A 25640-nucleotide genomic window follows, 5' to 3' on the forward strand; every position below is an offset into this window, starting at 1 on the left:
GTGGATTTAAATAAAATAACTAGTCCATCCTTTTTAAAAAACTTAAATAAGAAGGAGCTTGAGCAACTTGCACAAGAAATTCGTACCTTCTTAATCGAAAAATGTTCTGTCACAGGTGGGCATATCGGGCCAAATTTAGGTGTAGTTGAACTTACGATAATGCTGCATAAAATGTTTGACAGTCCAAAAGATAAGTTTTTGTGGGATGTTGGCCACCAAGCTTACGTGCATAAAATTTTAACAGGTCGTGCGAGTCAATTTGACACACTACGTCAGTTCAAAGGGCTTTGTGGATTCCCGAAGCGCGTGGAGAGTGAACATGATGAGTGGGAAACAGGTCACAGCTCGACGTCCTTATCAGCAGCCATGGGTATGGCAGCGGCACGTGATATTAAAAAAGAACATAGCTATGTAATCCCTATTATTGGGGACGGTGCTTTAACAGGCGGTATGGCACTTGAAGCGTTAAATCATATTGGACATGCAAAAACAAATATGATTGTCATTCTGAATGATAATGAAATGTCCATTGCACCAAATGTTGGAGCATTACACAATGTATTAGGTCGTTTACGTACAGCTAAGGAATACTCAAAAGCGAAGGAAGAGCTAGAGTCACTTATAAATAAAATTCCAGTGCTAGGAGGCAAGCTTGCTTCTACTGCAGAGCGCCTTAAGGACAGCTTAAAATATTTAGTGGTGTCCGGTGTGTTTTTTGAGGAGCTAGGTTTTAAATATCTGGGCCCAATTGATGGACATGATTTCGAAGCCCTAGAAATGACATTATCACATGCTAAAAAAGTGAAAGGGCCTGTTTTGGTCCATGTCATTACAAAAAAAGGAAAGGGCTATAAACCTGCCGAGGATGATACTATTGGTAATTGGCATGGGACAGGTCCCTATAAAATTGAAAACGGTGCCTTTGTTAAATCTGAAGCAAAAGGACCAGCGTGGAGTAGTTTAATTGCAGAAACGGTTCGTAAAATTGCTCATGAGGATGAGCGAGTAGTGACGATTACGCCAGCAATGCCTGTTGGGTCGAAGCTACAAGGTATTCAAAAGGATTTCCCAAATCGTTTCTTTGATGTAGGAATTGCTGAACAACACGCAGCAACGATGGCTGCAGGGCTAGCTACTCAAAAAATGAAGCCGTTTTTAGCCATTTATTCTACATTCTTGCAACGTGCATATGACCAAGTATTACATGATATTGCTCGTCCAAACTTGAATGTTTTTATCGGCATTGATCGTGCTGGTTTAGTTGGAGCGGATGGAGAAACCCATCAAGGTGTATTTGATATTGCTTTCCTTCGCCATATTCCAAACATGACTATTATGATGCCAAAAGATGAAAATGAAGGTCAGCATATGGTAAAGACAGCGATTGAATATGATGGTGGCCCAATTGCTCTTCGTTATCCACGTGGGAATGGGATTGGCGTACCATTAGATGAAGAGCTTATCGCTTTACCAATTGGCAGCTGGGAAGTCTTGCGCGAGGGGAAAGACGCATCTATTTTAACATTTGGAACGACGATTCCAATGGCAATGGCGGCAGCTGAAATGCTGGCACAACAAGGTATTGAGATTGAAGTAGTTAATGCTCGCTTCATCAAGCCAATGGATGAGGAAATGCTACATCGTATTTTATCTAGTCATAAGCCAATTTTAACGATTGAAGAAGCTGTCCTGCAAGGTGGATTTGGTAGTGGCGTATTAGAGTTTGCTCATGATCATGGCTATCTAAATGCACTTATTGATCGCATGGGAATTCCAGATCAATATATCGAACATGGTAATGTAGATCAGTTACTCGCAGAAATTCATATGACAGCAGAGGATACGGTTGCACGTATGCACGTGTTACTTCAACAAAAACAGCAAGTAGGTTTGAATAAATAATGACAAAACAACCAAAAGAAAGAGTAGATATTTTACTTGTAGAGCGTGGGCTTTGCGAGACAAGAGAAAAAGCAAAACGATCCATTATGGCAGGTCTTGTTTTTTCAAATGAAATACGTATTGATAAGGCAGGAGAAAAAATTGCCATCGATGCACCTCTACAAGTGAAGGGCTCTGATTTAAAATATGTTAGTCGTGGTGGCCTAAAGCTTGAAAAGGCCCTACAAATTTTTGATATGACTGTAGAAGGAAAGCTAATGCTTGACATTGGCTCCTCTACAGGCGGCTTTACAGATTGTGCCCTACAACATGGAGCAAGACATTGTTATGCATTGGATGTGGGCTCTAACCAGTTAGCTTGGAAAATTCGCTCGGATGAACGTGTCACGGTTATGGAGAAAACCAATTTTCGCTATACAACAGCCGCTGATTTAACGGAAGGGTTACCTGATTTTGCAACCATTGATGTTAGCTTTATTTCCTTATCGCTCATTTTACCTGTATTAAAAACATTGTTGCTTCCAGGTGGCGATGTGATGGCATTAGTGAAACCACAGTTTGAAGCTGGGAAAGACAAGGTTGGTAAAAAAGGTATTGTTCGTGATAAAAAAGTACATCTCGAAGTATTGGAAAAAACAGCTGCTATGGCAACAGAAATTGGCTTTGTTGTAAAAGATGCCTCCTTTTCACCTATAACAGGAGGGGAAGGGAACATTGAATTTTTATTCCATTTAGTGAATCCTGTCGGTTATGAAATAATTCCTTCATATACAGCTTTTAATGCACTCGTTGAAGAAGCGCATAATTCTTTAAAATAACACGTGCTCGCTTATAGAGCCGTGTTTTTTCTTGTGCTTTTTTGTTGAAAATGGTAGTGTGATTATACACATATACAATTATTTATAAGAGGTGATCTCGTTGAATAAAGGACAACGACATATACGAATTCGAGATATTATCGCCAATCATGAAATCGAAACACAAGATGATTTAGTCGATTTTTTAAAAGAAGCAGGCTATAATGTGACCCAAGCAACGGTGTCACGAGATATTAAAGAGCTACATTTAGTGAAAGTACCGTTACAGGATGGTCGCTATAAATATAGCTTACCCGCAGATCAACGTTTCAACCCAGTCCAAAAATTACATCGTGCATTAGCAGATGCATTTGTCAGCATTGATGGAGCATCTCACTTTTTAGTGATGAAAGCTCTTCCAGGTAATGCAAACGCGATTGCATCTTTACTTGACCATTTAGATTGGCCAGAAATTTTAGGTACAATTTCTGGGGATGATACCATTTTAATTATTTGTCGTAATGAAAATGAGCGTGAAAATACAAAAAATCGCTTATTAGACATGCTTTAAAAAATGGGGAATTTGATTCAGAGGTGACAATTTGTGTTAAGAGAGCTTAGTATTCGAAACTTTGCCATCATTGAGGATCTGACAGTAAGCTTTTCAGAAGGTTTAACAGTACTTACAGGGGAAACAGGTGCTGGGAAATCCATCATCATTGATGCTGTGCATTTACTTGCGGGTGGACGAGGCAATACTGAATTTATTCGCCACGGTGCAAGAAAAGCAGAATTAGGTGGCTTATTTCAAATTTCAAGTTTAGCTCATCCTGTTCTGAAAAAATTAGAAGAAGCAGGCATAGAAATTGAAGAAGATAGCATTATTTTACGACGGGATTTAAATGATTCTGGTAAAAGCATTTGCCGAGTAAATGGAAAGCTTGTGCCATTATCGGTACTTAGAGACATTGGCGCTAGCCTTATTGATATTCATGGTCAACATGAAAATCAAGAGCTGATGGATGAAAAGCAGCATATTAATTTACTCGACCAGTTTGCGGAGGAAGAACTGTCCCCTATACAAAAAACATATAGTGAACAATATGAAGAATATCGTTTACTAAAAAAAGATTTAGCTTCCATATCGATTGATGAACAATTGATGGCACAACGTATTGATTTGTACCAATTTCAAATAAAAGAGCTAGAGGAAGCCAATCTAAAGTTGGGTGAGGAAGACGACCTTTTAGATGAACGCCGTCGTTTGATGAATTTTAATAAAATTTTTGAACGTTCTAGTGCAGCCTATGATGCCATTCAAGGCGATTCGAAGGGACTTGATTGGATTGGTAATGCTATGGGTGCTTTAGAAGACGCCGCGACGGTTGACGATCAATTCAAAGAAGCATCTGAAGCTGTGACATCTGCATTTTATGCCTTACAAGATGCAGCCTATCAGGTCAAAAATGTGTTAGATGACTTAGAGTTCGATCCAGCACGTTTAAACGAGGTTGAGCAGCGTTTAGCACTATTCCAAAATTTAAAACGCAAATATGGTTCGACAGTGGAAGAAATCTTAGCGTATTATGAGAAAATTAAAACAGAATTAAATGAATTGTTGAATCGAGATGAAATTTTGCAGGTCAAAGAACGCCGAGTGCTAGAGATGGAATCGGTACTTAATGAACTTGCTGAAAAACTTTCGGCGGTACGTAAAACTGCTGCCCATCAATTGAGTGAAGCCATAATGGCAGAATTACGTGAACTACATATGGAAAAAGCAAAATTTATTGTTAATTTCGATGAATTACCATATTTCGATGCCAATGGAAAAGATCAAATCATTTTCTACATCTCCACAAACGTTGGAGAACCACCAAAATCGTTACCCAAAATTGCATCTGGCGGTGAATTATCGCGAATGATGCTTGCATTGAAAACGATTTTCTCTTCCTCAAATGGTATCACCTCCATTATTTTTGATGAGGTCGATACAGGTGTAAGTGGTCGTGTAGCGCAAGCCATTGCAGAAAAAATCGCAGCGATTTCCGTTAATTCTCAAGTATTATGTATTTCTCATTTACCACAGGTTGCGGCTATGGCTGATCATCATTACTTTATCAAAAAAGAGGTGGAGCATGATCGAACGTTCACTTCGTTATCGGAAATTGATCAAGATGCTCGAATTGAGGAAGTTAGCCGTATGATGTCTGGTACAGAAATTACAGCTTTAACATTACAGCATGCAACAGAGCTTTTAAAAATGGCAGATGAACGAAAAAAACAAATGCGTTAATCTTTATTCCAGAAACAGTCACGCTGTTTCTGGGTTTTTTCTTTTTGCACAAATATTTACCGCTTATAAGAATGGCACAACAACACATAGTAAAAAGACAAAAATGAAAAGGAGGTGTCGTATGAATCGTCATTGGCGTCAATTAGTCATTTTGCCTATGCTCATCTTTTTGTTAGTGATGCCTGTACAAGCTTTAGCCGCCAAAAAGCTTATACCAATGGGTGAAGCAATTGGGATTCAGCTCCAATTATCACATGTATTTGTCGCACATGATGTATTATTAGCTTCGAATCAGTGGATGAAGGGAGGAGCTGTCATTGAAAAAATAAATGATATCCCTGTTAAATCTCTTGCTGATGCCAAACAAGCTGTGGCAAAAAAAGGCCAACAAAAATGGACGATCAATAGTGAAGGCCAACAAGTTACATTGGAATTACAAAATCAAGAAGCAGAGCATGTCATTTCCTTTTTAAAAGATGAAACAGATGGAGTAGGAACACTGACTTATATTGATCCAGAGACAAAAAATTACGGAGCACTAGGTCATCAAATTGTCGATTCAACCCTACAAGAAGCCCCTGTTTTTAAAGCTGGCTCCATTTTTTTAGCTTCCATTCAACAAATTCGTAAAAGTACACCGGGCCAACCAGGCTATAAAATATCCTCCATTGAGAAGCATCAAGAACGACTCGGCAGTATAGATAAAAATACTATTTATGGTATTTTTGGCCGTTGGGAAGACGGTTATCAACAAAGATTACCCAAAGCCATTGAAATTATGCATGAAAAAGATATAAAAACTGGGAAAGCCGAAATTTATACGGCTATTGAAGGCAGTAAGGTGGAATCTTTTTCGATTGAAATTACAAAGGTTGAAAATGAACGCCTTGAATTTATAGTATCTGACGAAAAGCTCATTGAAAAAACAGGTGGTATTTTGCAGGGAATGAGTGGCAGTCCTATCATTCAAGACGGTCGTTTTGTCGGTGCTGTGACGCATATGTTTGTTGAAGAGCCGAAAAAAGGGGCGGCACTAACTGTAGCAGAAATGTTAAGAAGATCTTCATGAATTATGTCTGGTAAGAATTCGCTTCATTTTCAGGGGCAACAAAAGCCCAGGGAAAGAAGCGAATTTTACCCTTTTTTCTAGGAATTCAACATGTATTTCTAATAATTCCCTGAAGGAGTCATGATATTTAAAAAAACTGTAGTTTTATCAACTAATTTTATCTAAAATAAGTAATAAGAGCATTCGACTAGTTGCAATTATTTATCGTAACTTGTCGATAAAAAAAGAAAGTATCGGACTACATACTCATTTTTGAAAATGAAAAAGGTTTTTAAAACAAAAATGTCGAAAATTCCACAGTGTGCCAAAAACGGCATTTAGGGGTTAGGTTAACGCTTTGAGGTGTTCAAAGCAAGTCCAGAAGGAGGAATTGAAATGACAAAAGTAAAAGTAGCGATTGCTGATGATAATCGTGAGTTATTAAAAACAATGGAGCAGTATTTTCAAGGACATGCCGAAATAGAAATTATTGCAACAGCTTCAAATGGAAAAGTTTGTCTACAAATGCTTGAGGAATTTACACCAGATATTTTACTTCTAGATATAATAATGCCTCATCTTGACGGTTTAGCTGTATTAGAAGCCATGTATCAAAACGAAAAAATGTCATCTATCCAAGTTATTATGCTAACAGCTTTTGGTCAGGAAGATGTCATGAAACAGGCGGTAGATTTAGGGGCTTCCTATTTCATGCTGAAGCCATTTGAATTCGATCAATTGGTACAAAAGATTCTACATTGTGCTGGACAAAAGGCGACACTACCAAAAAAGACAAGCGTGTTACAACCGACAGTACCTCAAAAATTAAATCAGCATCAATTAGACAGTACGATTACTGCAATCATAAAAGAAATCGGTGTACCTGCACATATTAAAGGTTATTCTTATTTACGTGAAGCCATTCAAATGGTATTTGAAGATATAGAATTATTAGGATCTGTCACGAAAATTTTATACCCAGAAATTGCGAAAAAATTCAATACAACGCCATCCCGTGTGGAACGTGCAATTCGTCATGCCATCGAGGTCGCATGGAATCGTGGCAATTATGAATCGATTTCGTCGATGTTTGGCTATACAGTGCACCACCTAAAATCCAAGCCAACCAATAGCGAGTTCATTGCCATGATCGCAGACAAAATCCGTATTGATATGATGGCTAGCTAAGCGTGCTATATTGGTGTTTTTAGCGTGTAGCTTAGCGGAGAATGTCCGGTAAACCTAATTTATTACGAAAATGATAACGCCTTTTTAGACAGTTTACGTCGACTGTTTGAGGGGCGTATTTTTTATGTCCATTATTAACGAATTTGTCCTTTTTAGAAAGGTTCGTGCAATGAAGTTGTGAATCAAAAAAGCATTCTTTCGCAAAAACCTCTTTTTAGAGGATTAATATGGTTAATTTTGATAATATGACATAAATTGATTAATAGTAGTATTAAATATCAAATTTAAGGGGATGAGATACTTGAGTAGGAGTAAGTTATTCGTTATTTTTTCAGTATTTATTTTAGTTGGAGTATTTGCAGCAGGTTTTTATACATTTAATGATGCACTAGTTGAAAAAACAGTGAAAATTGATGAACAAAATATTGTTGAAAAGAACGGAGAATTCTACCTGTTAATTGATGAGCGTGAGTTAATATTACCGAAAAAGTATTACGATAAAATCGAATTAGAAAAATACAACGAATACAAAGTTAAATATGTTTACAATCGGTTAAATAATGATGGTGAAGTCGTGATGCTAAAAAGATATGGTGAACAGCCATGGGGTAAATAATGGTGTGAGACTGTAAGCCCTTATCCATTTTTTATAAGCTAAACTTATACGCTGGTGTTCAATTCATCATTACAAAACTCGGTAGCATTGTTCATTTACTTAGGGAAATTAATCGATAGTTTTACAGAAAATGCTGTAGAAATATCTTAACTGAATAACGAGAACTGGAACAATCAAAGAAAAGTCGGCATATTAGTTACTCATTGCGATTGTATTCGTTATACTAAAACAGGTGATGAAAATGAAAAGTGTAAATTTCCAACTAGATGGAATGAATTCGATAGAAATAACGCAAATTGGGGAGGAACTATTTGAGGTACGTTTAGCATTAGATGGTAAAATTAGTATGCACTATATGACGCATGAGCAATTAGCTCAACTAGGCTGCACTTTCCATATTGAAGGAGGTATAGGTAGCTTGTTGAATAACTAAAGGTTCAAAATACCTATATAAAACTACTATTTATAGAGATGAACCCACTTGCTATCTTTCCATAGCATACTATTCCTCCAAAATAATTAAATGGAATTACTTTGAATTGAAAGGAAAATTTAATAAAAAAGCAGATAAATAAACATTTAAATAGTTAAAATTGTTTAATTTTATTTGTTGGAATGAAATTTTTGGCGGATTTTTTAATAATTGAGTAGTACTATTTTCTTTCTCGGTAGTGACAATGGTCTCTAAACAAATGTAAGGGGATTGTATATACTTACATATAGAGGGAAGGAGGAGGTAGCTTGATTCTAGTTCGGAATGACAACTTTGAAATTTCTGAAGAAAATGGCAAGGTATTTATGCTTACTTTTAGTGCCGGATTCCCATTAAAAGAATTTGATAGCATCCTACGTAGTCATCCACGACTTAAATTATCTAATTTTTCAATTTTAAAAAACGTGTTATCAACCCTAAACACAAGCCCAGTTGAAATTGGACGCTGGCTTCCGAATGTTGAAGCGGAGATCGCACGTGATAAAATGTCAGCCTCTATTTTTATATATGAAACACAAGAGTATATTCAAAATAATAAAGAAAAATTGACACAGCAAATACGAGAAACACTTGAAGAAAAAGGAATTGTTTACGGAATAGTAGACTTTGATATTTCAAAGGCTGAATCAGGAAAAGCATTTTTAATTGCTCAAGGCGAACAACCTATAGCAGGGATGGATGCACAAATTACATATTTGCCTAAACCGGAGAGAAAACCGGTCATTCGAGAAGACGGTAAAGCCGATTACTATGATATGAATTTTATTTCAGAAATTTCAGAAGGCTCGTGGCTTGGTGAAAAGATTCCTGCTACATTAGGTAAACCAGGAAAAAACGTGCTTGGTGAAGTAGTCGCTGCTGTACCTGGGAGAGATTTTCCTATTAAATACGACACAAAATCGGCCTATGAAGTGGAAGAGGACGGGAAAATCGTCATTCGCTCTAAAATTGCGGGTGTTTTAGATGATGTCAAAGGAATGATTGGTGTAAACAGACACCTTCCTATAAACGGTGATGTTGGCGTGGAAACAGGCAACCTAGAATTTAATGGTTCTCTCAGTATTAAAGGAACAGTAACAAATGGTTATACGGTTATTGCAACTGGTGATATTTCAATCGATGGTGCCGAAGGTGTAAGCGGTGCCAAATTGATTAAATCCATAGAGGGGGATGTTTATATTCGGGGAGGGATTTTTGGACTTGGTTCAACAGTAGTGGAAGCGGGTGGCAATATATTTGTTAAGCATGTGAATGAAGCGAATTTATTTGCAGGTGATAGTATTCATATTGGTTTTTATGCGCTAGGATCACAACTTTCTGCCCATTCTATTTATGTTGATGAACGAAAAGGTAAAATCATTGGTGGGCGAGCAGTAGCAAAAAATACGATCGTCACAGCCATTTCTGGAAACCGTCTAGAACGCCGAACGGATTTAATCATTGAAAGCATCAATAAGCAAGAAAATAATTCAGTCATGCAAGAAAAAGCAGCCCAGTTAAAACAGTTGCAAGCAGAAATTTTAGCACATGAGAACAAAATGAAAAGTCTATTGCCATTTCTCAATCAGATGTCTAAAGAACAAACTGCTTCATTTGAAGAGACAAAACAAGCCTTAACCAAATTAAAAGCTGAAGCAGTGGAGTTAGATCGTGAAATTAAGCTATTAATGGATGAAATGCGCCATGTAGGGAAAGAAGAGATTGTGGTGACAAAAGAAGCACATCCAGGTACTTATATTCAAATTGGCAGAAAGTCATCGTTATTAAGCAAAATGACGAATGGTAAATTCCTGCTAGAATTTGGTGAGCTCAATGTCTAATTCTTGTATTCCTGTATTTGCACATCGAGGTGCTTCTGCTTATGCACTAGAGAATACTCTTCAAGCTTTTGAAAAGGCGATGGAGCTAGGGGCTGATGGCATTGAATTAGACATTCAATTTTCTAAAGAGGGATTACCCGTAGTGTATCACGATCCACAGCTATCGAGACTTGTGGGCAGCAATAAACTGGTGAGCGATTGTACGATGGAGGAGCTTCTACATTTTAAACTTGGCAAGCCTTGGAGACGTCTATTTTCATCGTATAAAATGCCAGCATTTGAGGCAGTTTTAGTGTGGGCAAATATGCATCAGATGCCATTGAATATTGAATTAAAATCAACCATCTTAGACAATAAGAGAGGGCTGATTAATTTCCTACAGGGGTTAGTTCTGCCAGAGGGGAGTCATTTTTCATCCTTTCACTATGAGCTTTTAGAGATTGTTAAAAAACATAGACCGGAATTTGAAACGGCCCTTATAGCCACAAAAAAAATCAAATGGGACCTTCTAGCTGATTATAAAGCAGCTGATACTGTGCATATGCATAAAAGGTACTATAAACCAAGATACTTGGAGGCTTGTGTTATAAATGAAAAAGCCTGTCGTTTTTATGCGATTGATGGCAGTGAACTATTTTTAACGAATCCACATCCTGCTGTCATTGGATGGATTACGGATTATCCTGATAAAGTCATCGCAGTACAAGAACGTGTATAAAAATAGCTATCCAGTAAGTCGAGTGTGACTTATTTGGATAGCTATTTTTATTTCTTTTGGAAGCGTGGTGCTACTTTTCCATTTTTTCTGTCGCGATGTAGTAAAAATCCTGCGAAAAAACCAAAGCCTATCACGAAGAATATAACACCAACTACAAATTGTAGCCATAAAAATGGGAATGGCGAAATAAGCTTACCAAATAATGTATCACGCATAAATTTAATGCCACCTGCAGCCATAAGACCTGGAATAAGCATTACAATAAATGCAGCTAAACGGGCCATACTACCCCTCCTTATTCCTATGATTAATTGTACCTGTGGATGGTGGAATGTCAAGGAAGGTAGAAACGAATATAATATTTTCGCATAAAAACGAGGAGGGACAGAAAGTAGCATTTGTAACTGAATGTTTAGAAAATTCTTACTTAAATAAGAATATGTAATAATAGTTGCGAAATTGTGAATTTGTCAGTATTGTAAAAATAAGTGGAGCAATATTATCCATTACTAAACAATTTTTTCTTCAAGCATTGGGGTCTAAACACCTACTGAATAAGAGGGGTTCAGAGCTAGTTAAGAGAGAACGCTAAGAGGAATAGATTGTTAGACAAAACATGATGGGATGGGCATTTGGGGATGCACTTTCCAAAGCAAAGGGGCGAGTTTCATGGAAATCTTCAAGTATATGGAAAAGTATGATTATGAACAATTGGTATTTTGCCAAGATGAAGCATCAGGGTTAAAAGCGGTTATCGCTATCCATGATACAACACTAGGACCAGCACTAGGTGGAGCACGAATGTGGACATATGCATCGGAAGAAAATGCTATTGAAGATGCGTTGCGTTTAGCACGAGGAATGACTTACAAAAATGCTGCAGCTGGTTTAAACCTTGGCGGTGGAAAAACGGTTATTATTGGAGACCCATTTAAAGATAAAAACGAAGAAATGTTCCGTGCGTTAGGTCGTTTCATCCAAGGATTAAATGGACGTTATATTACTGCTGAAGATGTAGGTACAACTGTTTCAGATATGGATTTAATCCATGAGGAAACAAATTATGTAACAGGAATTTCTCCTGCATTCGGTTCTTCAGGTAATCCATCACCTGTAACAGCTTATGGGGTTTACCGTGGTATGAAAGCGGCTGCAAAAGAAGCATTCGGTTCCGATTCATTAGAAGGATTAAAAATTTCTGTACAAGGTCTAGGAAATGTAGCCTACAAGCTTTGCGAGTATTTACATAATGAAGGGGCAAAACTTGTTGTAACAGATATCAATCAAGCTGCAATTGACCGAGTTGTCAATGACTTTGATGCGATGGCTGTAGCACCAGACGAAATATATGCACAGGAAGTTGATATTTTCTCACCTTGTGCTTTAGGTGCCATTTTAAATGATGAAACAATTCCACAATTAAAAGCGAAAGTAATTGCTGGTTCTGCTAATAACCAATTAAAAGATTCACGTCATGGTGACTATCTACATGAATTAGGTATTGTTTATGCGCCAGACTATGTTATCAATGCTGGTGGCGTTATTAACGTTGCAGATGAATTATATGGTTATAATCGTGAACGTGCAATGAAACGCGTGGATGGAATTTATGATAGTATTGAAAAAATCTTTGCGATTTCAAAACGAGATGGCATTCCAACATATGTGGCAGCGAATCGCTTAGCAGAGGAACGCATTGCTCGCGTAGCAAAATCTCGTAGCCAATTCTTAAAAAATGAAAAAAATATTTTACACGGTCGCTAATAGACACAGTAAAAACATTATAGAAGTCGCATTGTCGACTTCTTCTAATTTTCAACAAGAAAAAAGACCATGAATAAAGTGAAGCTAAAGTTTTTCTGTAGCAAAAACGGACGTTAAAAAATTGGCAAAGTGATTGTTAAGTAAATAAAGACTTTAGCACTTTTCTCAAAAGGGGGAATAAACATGGCTCAAAATTATGATGTTGTCATTCTAGGTGGCGGTACAGGCGGATATGTTGCAGCCATCCGAGCTGCGCAGCTAGGTTTGAAAACAGCAATTGTTGAACGTGAGCGTTTAGGTGGTACCTGCTTGCATAAAGGCTGTATTCCGAGTAAAGCCTTACTTCGAAGTGCAGAAGTATATCGAATGGCCAATAAAACGGCTAGTGAATATGGTGTCGATATTGCAGGCGTGACACTTCAATTTGACAAAGTTCAAGCTAGAAAACAAGCAATCGTAGAGCAATTAAGCCAAGGTGTGAATACACTGATGAAAAAAGGCAAAATAGATGTTTATCACGGTACAGGGCGAATTTTAGGACCATCTATTTTCTCACCAATGCCAGGCACAATTTCTGTTGAAATGTCCAATGGTGATGAGAATGAAATGCTTGTTCCTACAAATGTTGTGATCGCAACTGGCTCGAAGCCTCGAGGGATGGCCAGTTTAACAGTTGATGGGCAATACGTACTAAATTCAGATCATGCCTTAGAGTTAGCAAGCTTGCCAAAATCATTATTAATCGTCGGTGGCGGAGTAATTGGCATTGAGTGGGCATCTATGCTTTGTGATTTTGGTGTATATGTAACGGTTGTAGAATATGGTCCATCTATTTTACCTGCAGAAGATGCAGACGTTGTAAAAGAAGTGACGAAGCAACTTGAAAAACGAGGTGTTCGGATTGTTACGAATGCTCGATTAGATACTACTACCTTCAAAATTGAAAATGATAACGTTTTCATTTCGGCGAAAGTGAATGATCAGGAAGAAATATTTGAGGCGGATAAATTATTACTTTGTGTAGGACGTGAAGCGAATACGCAAGGTATCGGGTTAGAAAATACGGAAATCGAAGTTGAAAACGGCTTTATTAAAGTGAATGATTCTTATCAAACAAAGGAATCCCATATGTATGCCATTGGAGATGTCATTGGTGGCTTACAATTAGCACATGTTGCCTCTCATGAAGGTCTATCAGCCATTGAGCACATAGCGACAGGTAAAACAAAGACATTGGATGCTCTCAATGTACCGAAATGCGTTTATTCTTATCCAGAGGTTGCAAGCATTGGTTTAACAGAAGGTGCTGCAAAAGAGCGTGGCCATTCTTTAAAAATCGGTAAGTTTCCGTTTAAGGCCATTGGTAAGGCTCTTGTAAATGGAGAGACTGAGGGCTTTGTCAAAATAATCGCTGATAAAGAAACAGATGATATTTTAGGTATTCATATGGTAGGACCGCATGTAACAGATTTAATTGGGGAAGCATCGTTAGCGAAATTATTGGATGCCACACCTTGGGAAATTAGTCAGGCTATTCATCCACATCCATCCTTAAATGAGGTTTTAGTGGAATCTGCTTTGGCAGTAGATGATCGTGCTATCCATTTTTAATTTTCTGAATTTCTTAGCTAAACTATCCAAAAGTGGGGATATAGGATAAGATAGTTATTTCTCTATAATACGAAAGGGGTGTTCGTATGCAAGATGTTCAAATCAAACATGAAGAATTAGGTTTGTCAAATGAAGATGTACTTGCTATGTTCGAAACAATGTTAATGGCCAGAAGATTAGATGAGCGTATGTGGTTATTAAACCGTTCTGGTAAAATTCCGTTTGTTATTTCCTGTCAAGGGCAGGAGGCCGCACAAGTAGGAGCAGCCTTTGCACTTGATAAAAACAAGGATTATATCGCACCTTATTATCGTGATATGGGTGTTGTATTACATTTTGGAATGACACCAAAAGAATTGATGTTGTCTGCTTTTGCAAAAGCAGAAGATCCAAACTCTGGTGGTCGTCAAATGCCAGGTCACTTTGGTCAAAAGAAAAATCGTATTTTAACAGGGTCATCTCCTGTTACAACGCAAGTTCCACATGCAGTTGGTGTTGCACTGGCTGGACGTCTACAAAAAGAAGATTTTGTTTCTTTCGTTACGCTTGGTGAAGGCTCATCCAATCAAGGGGACTTCCATGAAGGAGCAAACTTTGCAGGTGTTCATAAGCTACCAGTTATTATTATGGTAGAAAACAATCAATATGCTATTTCTGTACCCGTAGAACGTCAATTAGGCTGTGCCAAAGTATCTGATCGTGGAATTGGCTACGGAATGCCTGGAGTGACAGTTGATGGGAAAAATCCGTTACAAGTGTATAAAGTGGTGAAAGAAGCCGCAGACCGCGCACGTAATGGGGAAGGGCCAAGCTTAATTGAAACGGTAACATATCGTTTAACAGCCCATTCATCAGATGATGATGACCGTCAATATCGTACGGCTGAAGATATTGCTGAAGGTAAGGCTAAAGATCCGATTCTATTATTCGAAAAGTATTTAATGGATGCTGGCGTTATGACAGAAGCAATACGAACTGAAATTGAAGAGCGTGTTATGGCTGAAGTTAATGAAGCAACTGATTATGCAGAAGCGGCTCCATATGCACAACCAGAGCATGCACTTAAATATGTTTATGCACCAGTGGACGGAGGTGACGTGTAATGGCAGTAATGTCTTATATTGATGCGATTACATTGGCAATGAAGGAAGAGATGGAACGTGATGAACGTGTTTTCATTTTAGGGGAGGATGTTGGTCGTAAGGGCGGTGTATTTAAAGCAACTACGGGTCTGTATGATCAGTTTGGTGAATACCGCGTCCTTGATACACCTCTTGCAGAAAGTGCTATAGCTGGGGTAGGTATCGGGGCTGCGATGTATGGCATGCGTCCAATCGCTGAAATGCAATTTGCCGATTTCATTATGCCAGCTGTTAACCAAATCGTCTCGGAGGCAGCTAAAATTCGTTACCGTTCTAATAATGACTGGTCATGTCCAATGGTCATCCGTGCACCATTTGGCGGTGGCATTCATGGGGCGCTTTATCATTCACAATCTGTAGAAGCACTTTTTGCTGGTACACCTGGTTTGAAAATTGTCATTCCATCAACACCCTATGATGCAAAGGGCCTGCTGAAAGCAGCTATTCGTGATGAGGATCCGGTATTATTTTTCGAACATAAACGTGCGTACCGTTTAATTAAAGGTGAAGTACCATTAGACGATTACACATTACCTATTGGTAAGGCAGATGTGAAACGTGAAGGGGATGATGTAACAGTTATTACCTATGGTTTAGCTGTACATTTTGCTCTACAAGCAGCGGAACGTCTTGCTGCTGATGGTATTTCTGCTCATATTCTTGATCTACGTACTGTTTATCCACTTGATAAAGAGGCGATTATTGAAGCAGCAAGTAAAACAGGAAAAGTTTTACTTGTTACAGAGGATAATAAAGAAGGCAGTATCATGAGTGAAGTTGCAGCAATTATTGCAGAACATTGTTTATTTGAGCTTGATGCACCAATTCAACGTCTAGCAGGACCTGATGTGCCAGCTATGCCATATGCACCAACAATGGAGAAATATTTTATGATTAATCCTGAAAAAGTTGAACGTGCAATGCGAGAACTTGCGGCATTTTAGTAAATCACACAAGGCTGTTTAAAAAAATGAAAGCCTTAGACGGAAGTACAGATTTTGACTTGATCATAAAATAGTCAAAATCTGTCTTGTTGCCTATCTATGTTTTATGATTTAGCGCGACATCAGATACAATGACGCCTAGGCTTAATTGATGGGAGGAATAAAGGATGTCAGTTCAAAATATTACAATGCCTCAACTCGGTGAAAGTGTAACAGAAGGTACAATTGAAAAATGGCTTGTAAAGCCTGGAGATACAGTTAAAAAATATGATCCACTAGCAGAGGTCGTAACAGATAAGGTAAATGCAGAAATCCCATCCTCATTTGAAGGGGTTATTACGGAGCTTATCGCGCAAGAAGGTCAAACATTACCAGTTGGAGCCGTCGTATGCTCTATTGAAATAGCAGGGGAAGGTGAATTACCACCACCGCCTCAAGAAAAAAAATCTTCAGTAAGCTCAGCTATTTTAAATGCAGGGGTTCAAAAGAAGCAGGAGGCACCTCAACCAGCTCCTACGCCTTCAGCTACGCCAAAAGAAGTACGCAAAGATAAAGTGCGCTACTCACCAGCTGTTCTTCGTCTTGCCCAGGAGCATGATATTGCACTCGATCAAGTAACAGGAACAGGCGAGGGTGGTCGTATTACAAGAAAAGATCTGCTTAAGCTCATTGAAACTGGCAATATTCCAACAGCAAATGATGTCGTGCCAGCACCATCAGCTGTTCAAACAACATCAGATGCTACTGTAGCACCAGCTCAGCAGCAACAAGCAGAAAAACCAGCAGCACCAGCACAACCTGTTCACCCAGGAGATATTGAAATTCCAGTGACGAAAGTGCGCCGTGCCATTGCAAATAATATGGTAAGAAGCGTTCATGAAGCGCCACATGCTTGGATGATGATGGAAGTGGATGTAACAGATTTAGTAGCTTACCGTGATAGCTTAAAGAATGAATTTAAGCAAAAAGAAGGCTTTAATCTTACATATTTCGCCTTCTTTGTAAAAGCAGTTGCTCAAGCCTTGAAGGAGTTCCCAATGTTGAATTCGATGTGGGCAGAAGATAAAATTATCCAAAAGCATGACATCAATATCTCGATTGCGGTAGCGACAGATGATGCCTTATTTGTCCCTGTTATAAAACACGCTGATGAGAAATCCATTAAAGGAATTGCTAAAGAAATCCATGAGCTTGCAATAAAAGTTCGTACAGGAAAATTGGCAATGGATGACATCACAGGTGGTACATTTACAGTTAATAATACGGGAGCATTTGGCTCAGTTCAATCAATGGGTATTATCAATTACCCACAAGCAGCAATTTTACAAGTGGAAAGTATTGTAAAGAAACCAGTTGTTTTACCAGGTGGAATGTTTGCTGCTCGTGATATTGTGAATTTATGTTTATCATTAGATCATCGAGTACTTGATGGACTTGTATGTGGCAAATTCCTAAATAGAGTAAAAGAAATACTCGAAAATACGAATAAATCTTCAACGTCAGTCTACTGATGACTCGTCGGAAACCTGCTGTATAAAGGTTTCCGATTTTTTTTATGCTTTTCGAGTCGCTATTTGTCATGTAGAATAACAAATAGAAACTACTAAGGGGGGAAGCTGATTAGCGTCCGCATGTCAAACAACATGAAAAATATTGAATTTGAAATACCAGCCTATTCAGACTGGCAAGATGCAGCAATCAAAGCTTTAAAAGGGAAACCATTTGAGTCACTATTTACGAAAACAAATGAAGGTGTTACACTACAGCCACTTTACACACAAGAAAGCTTAGTAGCAAAGCTTGGCGAAGAGCTTGATTTACAAGTTGCCACAATCCGTTCACAACAAAATAATCAAGTTTTTCAGGTGGCACAGCAAATTCATGCTGATACAAGTGAAGCTTTTTTTGCTCAACTTGAAGATAGTTTAGCACGAGGCAATGAAATTATTACGATTGATAGCCGTGTGAATTTTGTTTGGACAGAAGAAGTATTGGTCAAATTAGCATCATATTTCTCTGAATATTCATTTAAAATTACTATTCAAAATTCAAAAGACCCATTATTAGCAGTATTCGATCATATAGTAGAGGATCAACGAGAGGCAGTTAAAGGATTCATTGTTTCGAAAGATCCTATTTCTTTAGGTGCTTTTCCGAGCGTGCGCTCAGTCAGTGCAGATACAACTGTTTATCATAATGAAGGTGCCAATGCAGTACAAGAATTAGCCTATGCACTTGCATTAGCAGCAAAATTTGCCGAGCAGGAAGATAGCTTTGAAGCCTTTTCGAAGAAGTTTTTTGTCTCGTTTGCTATTGATACACAATTCTTTACGGAGATTGCAAAACTTCGTGCTTTTAAAGTACTTTGGAAAGCGTTCTCATCTGCTTATGGTGTGTCAAACAATGTAAAAATCCCAACAGTTGCCGAGACATCGTTAAGAAGCTTTTCTAAATTAGATGTTTATGTCAATTTATTGCGTTCTTCAAATGAAGCGCTTTCGGGATTAATCGGTGGTGCCGACCTCTTTACTGTTCATCCACATGATGTATTAACGAATCCTACAGAGCAATCTATTCGTATTGCCCGTAATGTATCATTAATTTTAAAAGAAGAAACAAATGTCCTGAAAGTAACTGATCCTGCAGGCGGTTCTTATTTCATTGAGTCGTTAACAGCGGACTTTGTGAAAGAAGCATGGGCATTATTTTTAGAAATTGAGGCAGCCGGTGGAATTGATGAATACACAGCATCTGGTAAGCTGGCAGAGGAAATAGAAAAATCCTATCGAACTCGTATAAATGCTGCAGAAACACGCAAGCAATCATTAATTGGAACAAACATTTATGCTAATCCAGCCGATGCCCTTGAACAGGAAACAAATCCATTATTTGCTGACATTAAGCGTATCGCCATTCCATTTGAAAATCTGCGTGGAAAAATGACAGCAGCCCATGTCCAAACAGGCATTCTAGCAATAGGTACATTAAAAAGCGCTAAGCCACGTGCCGATTTTGTAGCTGGTTTCTTAAATACGGTTGGCCTAGTTCCCGAAAAAAGCGAGCCAGTAACAACTGTTGAAGAGGCAGTAGCATGGCTAAAGGCAACAGAGGCTAAATATGTGGTGATTGCAGGTAATGATGAAGATACAAAAGAGCTTGTACCAGCCATTTTAGCTAATAAACCAGCAGATGTGATAGTAGATGTTGCTGGTAAATTTAAAGACGAAGAAGAAGTATGGTTAGCAAATGGCTTAAACGGCTTTATTTTCGCAGGACAGAACATCATTGAAAAATTACAGTCTGTGTTCGCGAGCATGAAGGAGGTCCAACGATGAGCAAGCCAAATTTTAATGCAGTAGAAATAGAAAAAGTTTTAACAACTGAAGCACCTCAAGCGTCTGAAGACAAATTTATGACGAATGAAGGAATTGAAATTAAAGATATCTATACAAAAGAAGATATTAAGGAAGCTAAACATTTAAACGACGTAGCTGGTATTGCACCTAATACACGTGGTCCATACCCTACCATGTATGTAGCTCGTCCGTGGACAGTTCGACAATATGCAGGTTTTTCAACTGCTGAAGAATCTAATGCCTTTTACAAACGAAACTTGGCAATGGGGCAAAAAGGGCTTTCTGTAGCATTCGACTTAGCAACACACCGAGGCTATGACTCAGATCATCCACGTGTAACGGGGGATGTAGGGAAAGCTGGTGTAGCTATCGATTCTGTTGAGGATATGAAAATCCTTTTCGATCAAATACCGTTAGACCAAATGTCCGTTTCTATGACAATGAATGGAGCAGTATTACCAGTTCTTGCATTCTATATTGTAGCAGCGGAAGAGCAAGGGGTAACTCCAGAGAAATTAGCAGGTACGATTCAAAACGATATTTTAAAAGAATACATGGTGCGTAATACATATATTTACCCACCAGCTATGTCGATGAAAATTATTGCAGATATTTTTGAATATACAGCAAAGTATATGCCTAAATTTAACTCTATTTCGATTTCTGGTTACCATATTCAAGAAGCAGGCGCAACAAATGACATTGAGCTTGCGTATACATTAGCAGATGGCTTGGAATATGTACGTACAGGGTTAAAAGCAGGGATTGATATTGATGCATTTGCGCCTCGACTATCGTTCTTCTGGGCAATTGGCATGAACTATTACATGGAAGTTGCTAAAATGCGCGCAGCACGTCGTATTTGGGCACAGATGATGTCAACGTTTAATCCAAAAAATCCAAAAACATTAGCATTGCGAACACATTCACAAACATCTGGTTGGTCTTTAACCGAGCAAGATCCATTTAATAATGTTGCACGTACGCTAATCGAAGCGAATGCTTCTGCGATGGGGCATACACAATCTCTTCATACGAACGCACTAGATGAAGCAATTGCCCTTCCAACCGATTTCTCTGCCCGTATCGCTCGTAATACTCAGCTATTTTTACAAGAAGAAACAGCGATGACGAAAGTGATTGATCCGTGGGGTGGTTCATACTACGTCGAGAAATTAACAGACGAAATCACAAAATCCGCTTGGGCACTAATCGAAGAAATTGAAGCCCTTGGCGGAATGGCCAAAGCAATAGAAACTGGACTTCCAAAAATGAAAGTCGAGGAAGCCGCGGCTAAACGTCAGGCGAAAATCGACTCTAAAACGGAAACCATTGTCGGGGTAAATAAATATCGTTTAGCAAAAGAAGAGCCAATTGATATTCTCGATATCGATAATACAATTGTACGCCAAAAGCAAATTGAACGTTTAGAAGCAATGAAGGCAGCTCGAGATGAAGCGGAAGTGCAAAAACATTTAGCTCGTTTAACGAAAGCTGCTCAAGATGGGGAAGAAAACTTACTTGCTGTAGCAGTGGATGCAGCGCGTGCACGTGCCTCTTTAGGTGAAATTTCTGATGCCATCGAAGCGGTTTCTGGACGTCATAAGGCCGTAATTCGCTCTATTTCTGGTGTTTACTCTGCAAACTTCTCTGATGAGGAGCAAATTGCAGAAGTAAAACAAATGACAGAAGAATTCCTTGAAAATGAAGGTCGTCGTCCACGTATTTTAGTAGCCAAAATGGGACAAGATGGACATGACCGTGGTGCTAAAGTTGTTGCAACAGGCTATGCTGATTTAGGCTTTGATGTGGATATTTCACCATTATTTATGACACCAGCTGAGGCAGCTCAAATGGCTGTTGAAAATGATGTTCATGTCATTGGGGTATCATCTCTAGCAGCAGGTCATAAAACATTGGTCCCTGAATTGGTTGCAGAGCTTGAAAAATTAGGACGCGGAGATATTATCATTATCGTTGGCGGTGTTATTCCAGCGCAAGATTATGAATTCCTTTATAATGCCGGCGCAGTAGCTATTTTTGGACCAGGTACAGTAATTCCTGTATCCGCACAAAAAATTATAGAAGAAATCTACAAACGTTTAGGCTATGAGGAAGTGTCTGAATAATGGACAAAAATAAAGAAATGGAAGACAGTGCGCTATTTGTCATGGACGGAGTCGAGGCAACTCACGACGGTATGCAATATGGTACACCGAAAAAATTCCGAAAGAAAAAGGCCGACAATTTGAATATACGAGAGCTTGCACAACAGGTACGTGCGGGCTCTCGCACCCATTTGTCAAAAGCCATTACCCTCATAGAAAGCTCTAATGCAACCCATAAAGTGCAAGCACAAGAGCTATTACAGGAGCTGCTCCCGCATACAGGGAATAGTATTCGAATAGGCATTACAGGTGTTCCAGGAGCAGGGAAGAGTTCCTTCATTGAAGCTTTCGGAACAATGCTTTGTGAAATGGGGAAACGAGTTGCTGTCCTTGCGATTGATCCAAGCTCTTCATTATCCGGAGGAAGTATTCTTGGGGATAAAACGCGCATGGAGGAGCTCGTCAAGAAGCCTACTGCATTTGTCCGTCCATCCCCATCAGCAGGTACCCTAGGGGGTGTTCATAAAAAGACACGTGAAACAATGTTAGTTTGTGAAGCGGCTGGCTATGATGTGATCTTAATTGAGACCGTTGGTGTTGGGCAAAGTGAAACCTATGTCCGTGGGATGGTTGATTTCTTCCTATTACTCGTTTTAACAGGGGCTGGCGATGAGCTGCAAGGCATGAAAAAAGGAATCATGGAATTAGCGGATGCTATTATCGTGCATAAAGCGGATGGTGATAATGTTCGTTTAGCCAAAAAAACAGTTGCAGAGTATAAGCAAATTTTACATTTTTTACAGCCTGCCACACCTGGTTGGATGTCAACATCGATGCCAGTGAGTTCACTAGAAAAACGGGGACTTGATAAGGTTTGGGCGACAATTGAACAATTCAAACAAATTGTGGAAGACAATCAATATTGGGCTACTCGACGTCAAAATCAAACAAAAGAGTGGTTCCAAACTATGATTACTGATCATCTAATTGATTTATTTTATGGGAATCCACAGCGAAAAGCCCATGTACAGCTGCTTGAACGCCAAATTTTAAGCGGACAATTGACAGTCACACAGGGTGTTGATCGTTTATTTAGCGAAGAGCAGGAAGACAAGTAAACTAGTCATATTGAAATCTTAGTAAAATCAAGTGATTTGTGTTGAGCAAGAAGGTGCACAAATTCTTTGCAAACTGCTATGATAAGAGATGTATGAGCGTCAAATACCAACTATATAAAATAAAGCTAAAATGACGCCGACTTGAAAGGAGCTATCGCTATATGAATATGGATTACGATTTATTTATGCAGGAAATTTTAAAAACAGCACGTGCTGAAATTGAGGCAGCTGGTTACGAACAACTTAAAACACCAGAAGCTGTTGAAGAGGCGTTTGCTCGCCCAGGTACTACATTAGTTATGGTTAACTCAGTATGTGGTTGTGCGGGTGGTATTGCTCGTCCAGCAGCTGCACAATGCGTACATTACGATAAACGCCCAGATCATTTAGTAACAGTATTTGCAGGGCAAGATAAAGAAGCTACTGCAGCAGCACGTTATCATTTCGGGGAAGATCACTTACCTTCTTCACCATCATTCGTGCTTTTAAAGGATGGACAAGTAGTAGCCGAAGTTGGTCGCTATGAAATCGAAGGGCATGACCCAATGTCAGTTGTAACAAATTTACAAGCTAACTTTGAAGAATACTGTGACGAACTGTAATTCTATTCTTGTATAAGAAAAATCATTAAATGTAAGTAGAATAGCCACATAGATAACTTTATCTATGTAGGCTACCTACTTATCTCCATATATAGTGAGTTCCGTTATTATTAAAATTTTTGTAATATTGGCTAAATGATTAGCTATATGAGTGAAGAGTACTAAAGGATGGGAGGCAGTCGGCCTGAAGAAGTTTTCAATCGGCTATCGAACGTTAAAAACAGCAATCGGTGCAGCAATTGCAATTGCCATTGCTCAATATTTTGATTTAGCCTCGTATGCATCTGCTGGTATTCTAACCATATTATGTGTGCAGCCTACGAAAAAGAAATCCATTTATGCAGCATATACACGATTGGTCTCAAGTATTATTGCGATGATTTTTGCTTTTGTGAGCTTTGAGCTTTTTGCTTATCATCCACTTACATTAGCGGGTATGTTAATACTGTTTATACCAACCATCGTGTCGTTAAAAGTTGCAGACGGATTTATTTCCAGTGTCGTCATTATTATGCATATATACGCTGCTGAAGGTTTTTCGCTGGCACTTGTTTATAATGAATTAGCATTAATGGCTATCGGTTATGGAACGGGAATTGCCATTAATATGTATATGCCAGACATTCAAAAGGAATTAAATTACTATAGAGTTAAAATTGAGGAGCTTTATAGTAAGATTTTTATAGAAATTGCAAGCTATTTACGACAAGGAGATATGCTGTGGGATGGGCATGAAATCATAGAAGCGATAAAAACATTAGATGATGCCAAGTCTTTAGCATTTAAAGATGTTGAAAATCATTTTATGAGACGAAAAAATGATTACTACAAGTATTTTGATATGCGTGAGCGGCAGTTAGAAATTATTGAAAGAGTACTTCCAAAAATTACAACATTACCTGTTATAGTACAAGAGGCTGAAATTGTGGCAGATTTTTTACAAGACCTTGGTGAGCATGTTCACTCTGGAAATACAGCGCGACATTATCGAGAAAAGTTAGAGCAGGTTAAACATGATTTTTCACAGTTACCTTTACCACAAAATCATGAGCAATTTATCGCCCAGGCAGCCCTCTATCAGTTTATAGAGGAAATGGACAGGTATTTAGAAATAAAGCAATCATTTAAGGGTTTAAAGGTCAAAAAAGAGCGCCCACAGTAGTGTGGACGCTTGTGACTTGCCTTAAACTAGCATAGATAATCCGAATGCTAGAGATGAGATTAGCATAATCGCTATCATGCTATAAACAACAATTTTTTGAAACTTTTTATTACTCATATGCTCGTTCGCTCCTTCTTTTCTTATAAATAGTTTAGCAAATCTGAAAAATTTCTCAAGTAGTAGAGTTTTGACAAAAAAGTCTGTAAAATAGAGTATGTACCATAACAGAAGGAGATGTCACCATGGAGAAAGTAGACCATATTGGGATTGCGGTGCGCGATCTTGATGAACGCATTACATATTATACAGAAACTTTAGGTTTAAAGTTGTTGAAAGTAGAAGAAGTAGAATCTCAACAGGTTCGTGTGGCATTTATCGACGCAGGCAACGTAAAAATAGAGCTATTAGAACCAATGAGTGAAAAGAGCGCCATTCATGGATTTATTGAGAAACGTGGAGAAGGCATTCATCATGTGGCCTTCGGAGTGACAGGAATTCGTGAGCGTATGGCAGAGCTTCGGGAGAAAGGTGTACGTCTATTATCCGACGAGCCAGGGCCAGGTGCTGGTGGTGCAGAGGTTGCGTTCATGCATCCGAAATCTTCATTCGGTGTGTTATATGAATTATGTGATAAAAGTGGAAAAGGGGATAAGTGATCAATATGGATATGTTCGACAAAATCAATGATTTATATGATCGTAAGACGGTAATTGAACTTGGTGGTGGCTATGAGCGCATCGACAAACAGCACGAAAAAGGAAAATTAACAGCTCGTGAACGTATTGAATTATTGCTAGATGATGGCACATTTTTTGAAATCAATCCATTTATTACGCATCGTACAGTAGATTTCGGGATGGACAAAATGGAAGGTCCTGGTGATGGTGTTGTAACCGGTTTCGGAAAAATCAATGGCCGTCCTGTATACTTATTCTCTCAAGATTTCACAGTGTTT

At 38.6% G+C, this 25640-nt stretch carries 24 protein-coding genes; 22 read left to right on the plus strand and 2 right to left on the minus strand.

Annotated features, from left to right (window positions below; translation table 11 throughout):
- The 10 genes from dxs (at position 1) to ABC382_RS24535 (ending at position 10878) form a co-directional block, all read left to right on the plus strand.
- A complete protein-coding gene (dxs, locus tag ABC382_RS24490) occupies positions 1-1902 on the plus strand; it encodes a 1-deoxy-D-xylulose-5-phosphate synthase (RefSeq protein WP_274793621.1) in 1902 nt (633 codons plus the stop codon).
- The gene (locus ABC382_RS24495) at positions 1902-2720 is read left to right on the plus strand and encodes a TlyA family RNA methyltransferase (RefSeq protein ID WP_412927244.1); all 819 of its coding nucleotides are present in this window, start codon (positions 1902-1904) and stop codon (positions 2718-2720) included. The genes dxs and ABC382_RS24495 overlap by 1 nt, the downstream gene beginning before the upstream one ends.
- Positions 2721-2820: 100 nt before the next feature.
- On the plus strand, positions 2821-3270 hold the full coding sequence (gene ahrC, locus ABC382_RS24500; protein WP_004231170.1) for a transcriptional regulator AhrC/ArgR: 450 nt from the start codon (positions 2821-2823) through the stop codon (positions 3268-3270).
- A 33-nt stretch (positions 3271-3303) separates the two neighbouring features.
- Positions 3304-4995 (plus strand): DNA repair protein RecN, encoded by a 1692-nt coding sequence (gene recN, locus ABC382_RS24505; protein WP_322611517.1) that lies wholly within the window; start codon positions 3304-3306, stop codon positions 4993-4995.
- A gap of 121 nt (positions 4996-5116) precedes the next feature.
- A complete protein-coding gene (locus ABC382_RS24510) occupies positions 5117-6064 on the plus strand; it encodes a SpoIVB peptidase S55 domain-containing protein (RefSeq protein WP_274793618.1) in 948 nt (315 codons plus the stop codon).
- A 375-nt stretch (positions 6065-6439) separates the two neighbouring features.
- Positions 6440-7231, plus strand: coding sequence for a sporulation transcription factor Spo0A (gene spo0A, locus ABC382_RS24515; RefSeq protein WP_274793617.1), 792 nt, complete (start codon positions 6440-6442; stop codon positions 7229-7231).
- Between the two features lie 292 nt (positions 7232-7523).
- Positions 7524-7847: a hypothetical protein gene (locus ABC382_RS24520; protein WP_412927245.1), complete on the plus strand. Its 324-nt coding sequence runs from the start codon at positions 7524-7526 to the stop codon at positions 7845-7847.
- Positions 7848-8088: 241 nt separating this feature from the next.
- Positions 8089-8280 carry a hypothetical protein gene (locus tag ABC382_RS24525; protein ID WP_274793615.1) on the plus strand — a complete coding sequence of 64 codons (192 nt, stop codon included), beginning with the start codon at positions 8089-8091 and terminating at the stop codon, positions 8278-8280.
- 308 nt (positions 8281-8588) lie between these two features.
- Positions 8589-10160: a flagellar assembly protein A gene (locus tag ABC382_RS24530; protein WP_412927246.1), complete on the plus strand. Its 1572-nt coding sequence runs from the start codon at positions 8589-8591 to the stop codon at positions 10158-10160.
- Positions 10153-10878, plus strand: coding sequence for a glycerophosphodiester phosphodiesterase (locus tag ABC382_RS24535; protein WP_322605596.1), 726 nt, complete (start codon positions 10153-10155; stop codon positions 10876-10878). Before ABC382_RS24530 ends, ABC382_RS24535 begins: the two co-directional genes overlap by 8 nt.
- Positions 10879-10925: 47 nt before the next feature.
- Here ABC382_RS24535 and ABC382_RS24540 read toward each other — a convergent pair whose 3' ends face one another.
- The gene (locus ABC382_RS24540; RefSeq protein ID WP_004231186.1) at positions 10926-11162 is read right to left on the minus strand and encodes a DUF2627 domain-containing protein; all 237 of its coding nucleotides are present in this window, start codon (positions 11160-11162) and stop codon (positions 10926-10928) included.
- A gap of 385 nt (positions 11163-11547) precedes the next feature.
- Between ABC382_RS24540 and ABC382_RS24545 the strand changes: the two genes are divergently transcribed.
- The 10 genes from ABC382_RS24545 to ABC382_RS24590 all read left to right on the plus strand — a co-directional run bounded on the left by ABC382_RS24545 (position 11548) and on the right by ABC382_RS24590 (position 24685).
- Positions 11548-12642 (plus strand): Leu/Phe/Val dehydrogenase, encoded by a 1095-nt coding sequence (locus tag ABC382_RS24545; protein WP_274793612.1) that lies wholly within the window; start codon positions 11548-11550, stop codon positions 12640-12642.
- 183 nt (positions 12643-12825) lie between these two features.
- Positions 12826-14253 (plus strand): dihydrolipoyl dehydrogenase, encoded by a 1428-nt coding sequence (gene lpdA, locus ABC382_RS24550; protein WP_412927247.1) that lies wholly within the window; start codon positions 12826-12828, stop codon positions 14251-14253.
- Positions 14254-14339: 86 nt separating this feature from the next.
- On the plus strand, positions 14340-15356 hold the full coding sequence (locus tag ABC382_RS24555) for a thiamine pyrophosphate-dependent dehydrogenase E1 component subunit alpha (protein WP_274793610.1): 1017 nt from the start codon (positions 14340-14342) through the stop codon (positions 15354-15356).
- Entirely contained in the window at positions 15356-16339 is a 984-nt protein-coding gene (locus ABC382_RS24560) for an alpha-ketoacid dehydrogenase subunit beta (RefSeq protein WP_274793609.1), read from the plus strand. The genes ABC382_RS24555 and ABC382_RS24560 overlap by 1 nt, the downstream gene beginning before the upstream one ends.
- 167 nt (positions 16340-16506) lie before the next feature.
- A complete protein-coding gene (locus ABC382_RS24565) occupies positions 16507-17850 on the plus strand; it encodes a dihydrolipoamide acetyltransferase family protein (RefSeq protein ID WP_274793608.1) in 1344 nt (447 codons plus the stop codon).
- 120 nt (positions 17851-17970) lie between these two features.
- Positions 17971-19674 carry a methylmalonyl-CoA mutase family protein gene (locus tag ABC382_RS24570; protein WP_412926517.1) on the plus strand — a complete coding sequence of 568 codons (1704 nt, stop codon included), beginning with the start codon at positions 17971-17973 and terminating at the stop codon, positions 19672-19674.
- Entirely contained in the window at positions 19671-21824 is a 2154-nt protein-coding gene (scpA, locus tag ABC382_RS24575; protein WP_274793606.1) for a methylmalonyl-CoA mutase, read from the plus strand. The genes ABC382_RS24570 and scpA overlap by 4 nt, the downstream gene beginning before the upstream one ends.
- Complete coding sequence (gene meaB / locus ABC382_RS24580; protein ID WP_274793605.1) at positions 21824-22921, plus strand: methylmalonyl Co-A mutase-associated GTPase MeaB; 1098 nt, start codon at positions 21824-21826, stop codon at positions 22919-22921. Before scpA ends, meaB begins: the two co-directional genes overlap by 1 nt.
- A gap of 161 nt (positions 22922-23082) precedes the next feature.
- Positions 23083-23523, plus strand: a complete 441-nt coding sequence (locus tag ABC382_RS24585; RefSeq protein WP_274793604.1) for a BrxA/BrxB family bacilliredoxin — start codon at positions 23083-23085, stop codon at positions 23521-23523.
- Positions 23524-23674: 151 nt separating this feature from the next.
- Entirely contained in the window at positions 23675-24685 is a 1011-nt protein-coding gene (locus ABC382_RS24590) for an aromatic acid exporter family protein (RefSeq protein ID WP_274793603.1), read from the plus strand.
- Between the two features lie 21 nt (positions 24686-24706).
- Here the strand turns inward: ABC382_RS24590 and prli42 are convergent, their stop codons facing one another.
- Positions 24707-24802: a stressosome-associated protein Prli42 gene (prli42, locus tag ABC382_RS24595; protein WP_155273190.1), complete on the minus strand. Its 96-nt coding sequence runs from the start codon at positions 24800-24802 to the stop codon at positions 24707-24709.
- A gap of 125 nt (positions 24803-24927) precedes the next feature.
- On the opposite strand from prli42, the gene mce reads away from it, so the two are divergent.
- Both mce and ABC382_RS24605 read left to right on the plus strand, forming a co-directional pair.
- A complete protein-coding gene (gene mce / locus ABC382_RS24600) occupies positions 24928-25341 on the plus strand; it encodes a methylmalonyl-CoA epimerase (RefSeq protein WP_107949440.1) in 414 nt (137 codons plus the stop codon).
- 5 nt (positions 25342-25346) lie between these two features.
- Positions 25347-25640, plus strand: a 294-nt coding sequence (locus ABC382_RS24605; protein ID WP_412927248.1) for a carboxyl transferase domain-containing protein, incomplete at its 3' end; no start/stop codon positions are given.

Source organism: Lysinibacillus phoenicis (assembly GCF_047238325.1).
Classification (GTDB): domain Bacteria; phylum Bacillota; class Bacilli; order Bacillales_A; family Planococcaceae; genus Lysinibacillus; species Lysinibacillus irui.

What these genes read in the sequence shown, in the direction of transcription:
- ABC382_RS24495 (WP_412927244.1), top strand. Translation starts at nt 1,902, where the DNA reads ATGACAAAACAACCAAAAGAAAGAGTAGATATTTTACTTGTAGAGCGT.
- ABC382_RS24510 (WP_274793618.1), top strand. Translation starts at nt 5,117, where the DNA reads ATGAATCGTCATTGGCGTCAATTAGTCATTTTGCCTATGCTCATCTTT.
- spo0A (WP_274793617.1), top strand. Translation starts at nt 6,440, where the DNA reads ATGACAAAAGTAAAAGTAGCGATTGCTGATGATAATCGTGAGTTATTA.
- ABC382_RS24520 (WP_412927245.1), top strand. Translation starts at nt 7,524, where the DNA reads ATGAGATACTTGAGTAGGAGTAAGTTATTCGTTATTTTTTCAGTATTT.
- ABC382_RS24525 (WP_274793615.1), top strand. Translation starts at nt 8,089, where the DNA reads ATGAAAAGTGTAAATTTCCAACTAGATGGAATGAATTCGATAGAAATA.
- ABC382_RS24535 (WP_322605596.1), top strand. Translation starts at nt 10,153, where the DNA reads ATGTCTAATTCTTGTATTCCTGTATTTGCACATCGAGGTGCTTCTGCT.
- ABC382_RS24540 (WP_004231186.1), bottom strand. Translation starts at nt 11,162, where the DNA reads ATGGCCCGTTTAGCTGCATTTATTGTAATGCTTATTCCAGGTCTTATG.
- ABC382_RS24545 (WP_274793612.1), top strand. Translation starts at nt 11,548, where the DNA reads ATGGAAATCTTCAAGTATATGGAAAAGTATGATTATGAACAATTGGTA.
- lpdA (WP_412927247.1), top strand. Translation starts at nt 12,826, where the DNA reads ATGGCTCAAAATTATGATGTTGTCATTCTAGGTGGCGGTACAGGCGGA.
- ABC382_RS24555 (WP_274793610.1), top strand. Translation starts at nt 14,340, where the DNA reads ATGCAAGATGTTCAAATCAAACATGAAGAATTAGGTTTGTCAAATGAA.
- ABC382_RS24560 (WP_274793609.1), top strand. Translation starts at nt 15,356, where the DNA reads ATGGCAGTAATGTCTTATATTGATGCGATTACATTGGCAATGAAGGAA.
- ABC382_RS24565 (WP_274793608.1), top strand. Translation starts at nt 16,507, where the DNA reads ATGTCAGTTCAAAATATTACAATGCCTCAACTCGGTGAAAGTGTAACA.
- ABC382_RS24570 (WP_412926517.1), top strand. Translation starts at nt 17,971, where the DNA reads ATGTCAAACAACATGAAAAATATTGAATTTGAAATACCAGCCTATTCA.
- scpA (WP_274793606.1), top strand. Translation starts at nt 19,671, where the DNA reads ATGAGCAAGCCAAATTTTAATGCAGTAGAAATAGAAAAAGTTTTAACA.
- meaB (WP_274793605.1), top strand. Translation starts at nt 21,824, where the DNA reads ATGGACAAAAATAAAGAAATGGAAGACAGTGCGCTATTTGTCATGGAC.
- ABC382_RS24585 (WP_274793604.1), top strand. Translation starts at nt 23,083, where the DNA reads ATGAATATGGATTACGATTTATTTATGCAGGAAATTTTAAAAACAGCA.
- prli42 (WP_155273190.1), bottom strand. Translation starts at nt 24,802, where the DNA reads ATGAGTAATAAAAAGTTTCAAAAAATTGTTGTTTATAGCATGATAGCG.
- mce (WP_107949440.1), top strand. Translation starts at nt 24,928, where the DNA reads ATGGAGAAAGTAGACCATATTGGGATTGCGGTGCGCGATCTTGATGAA.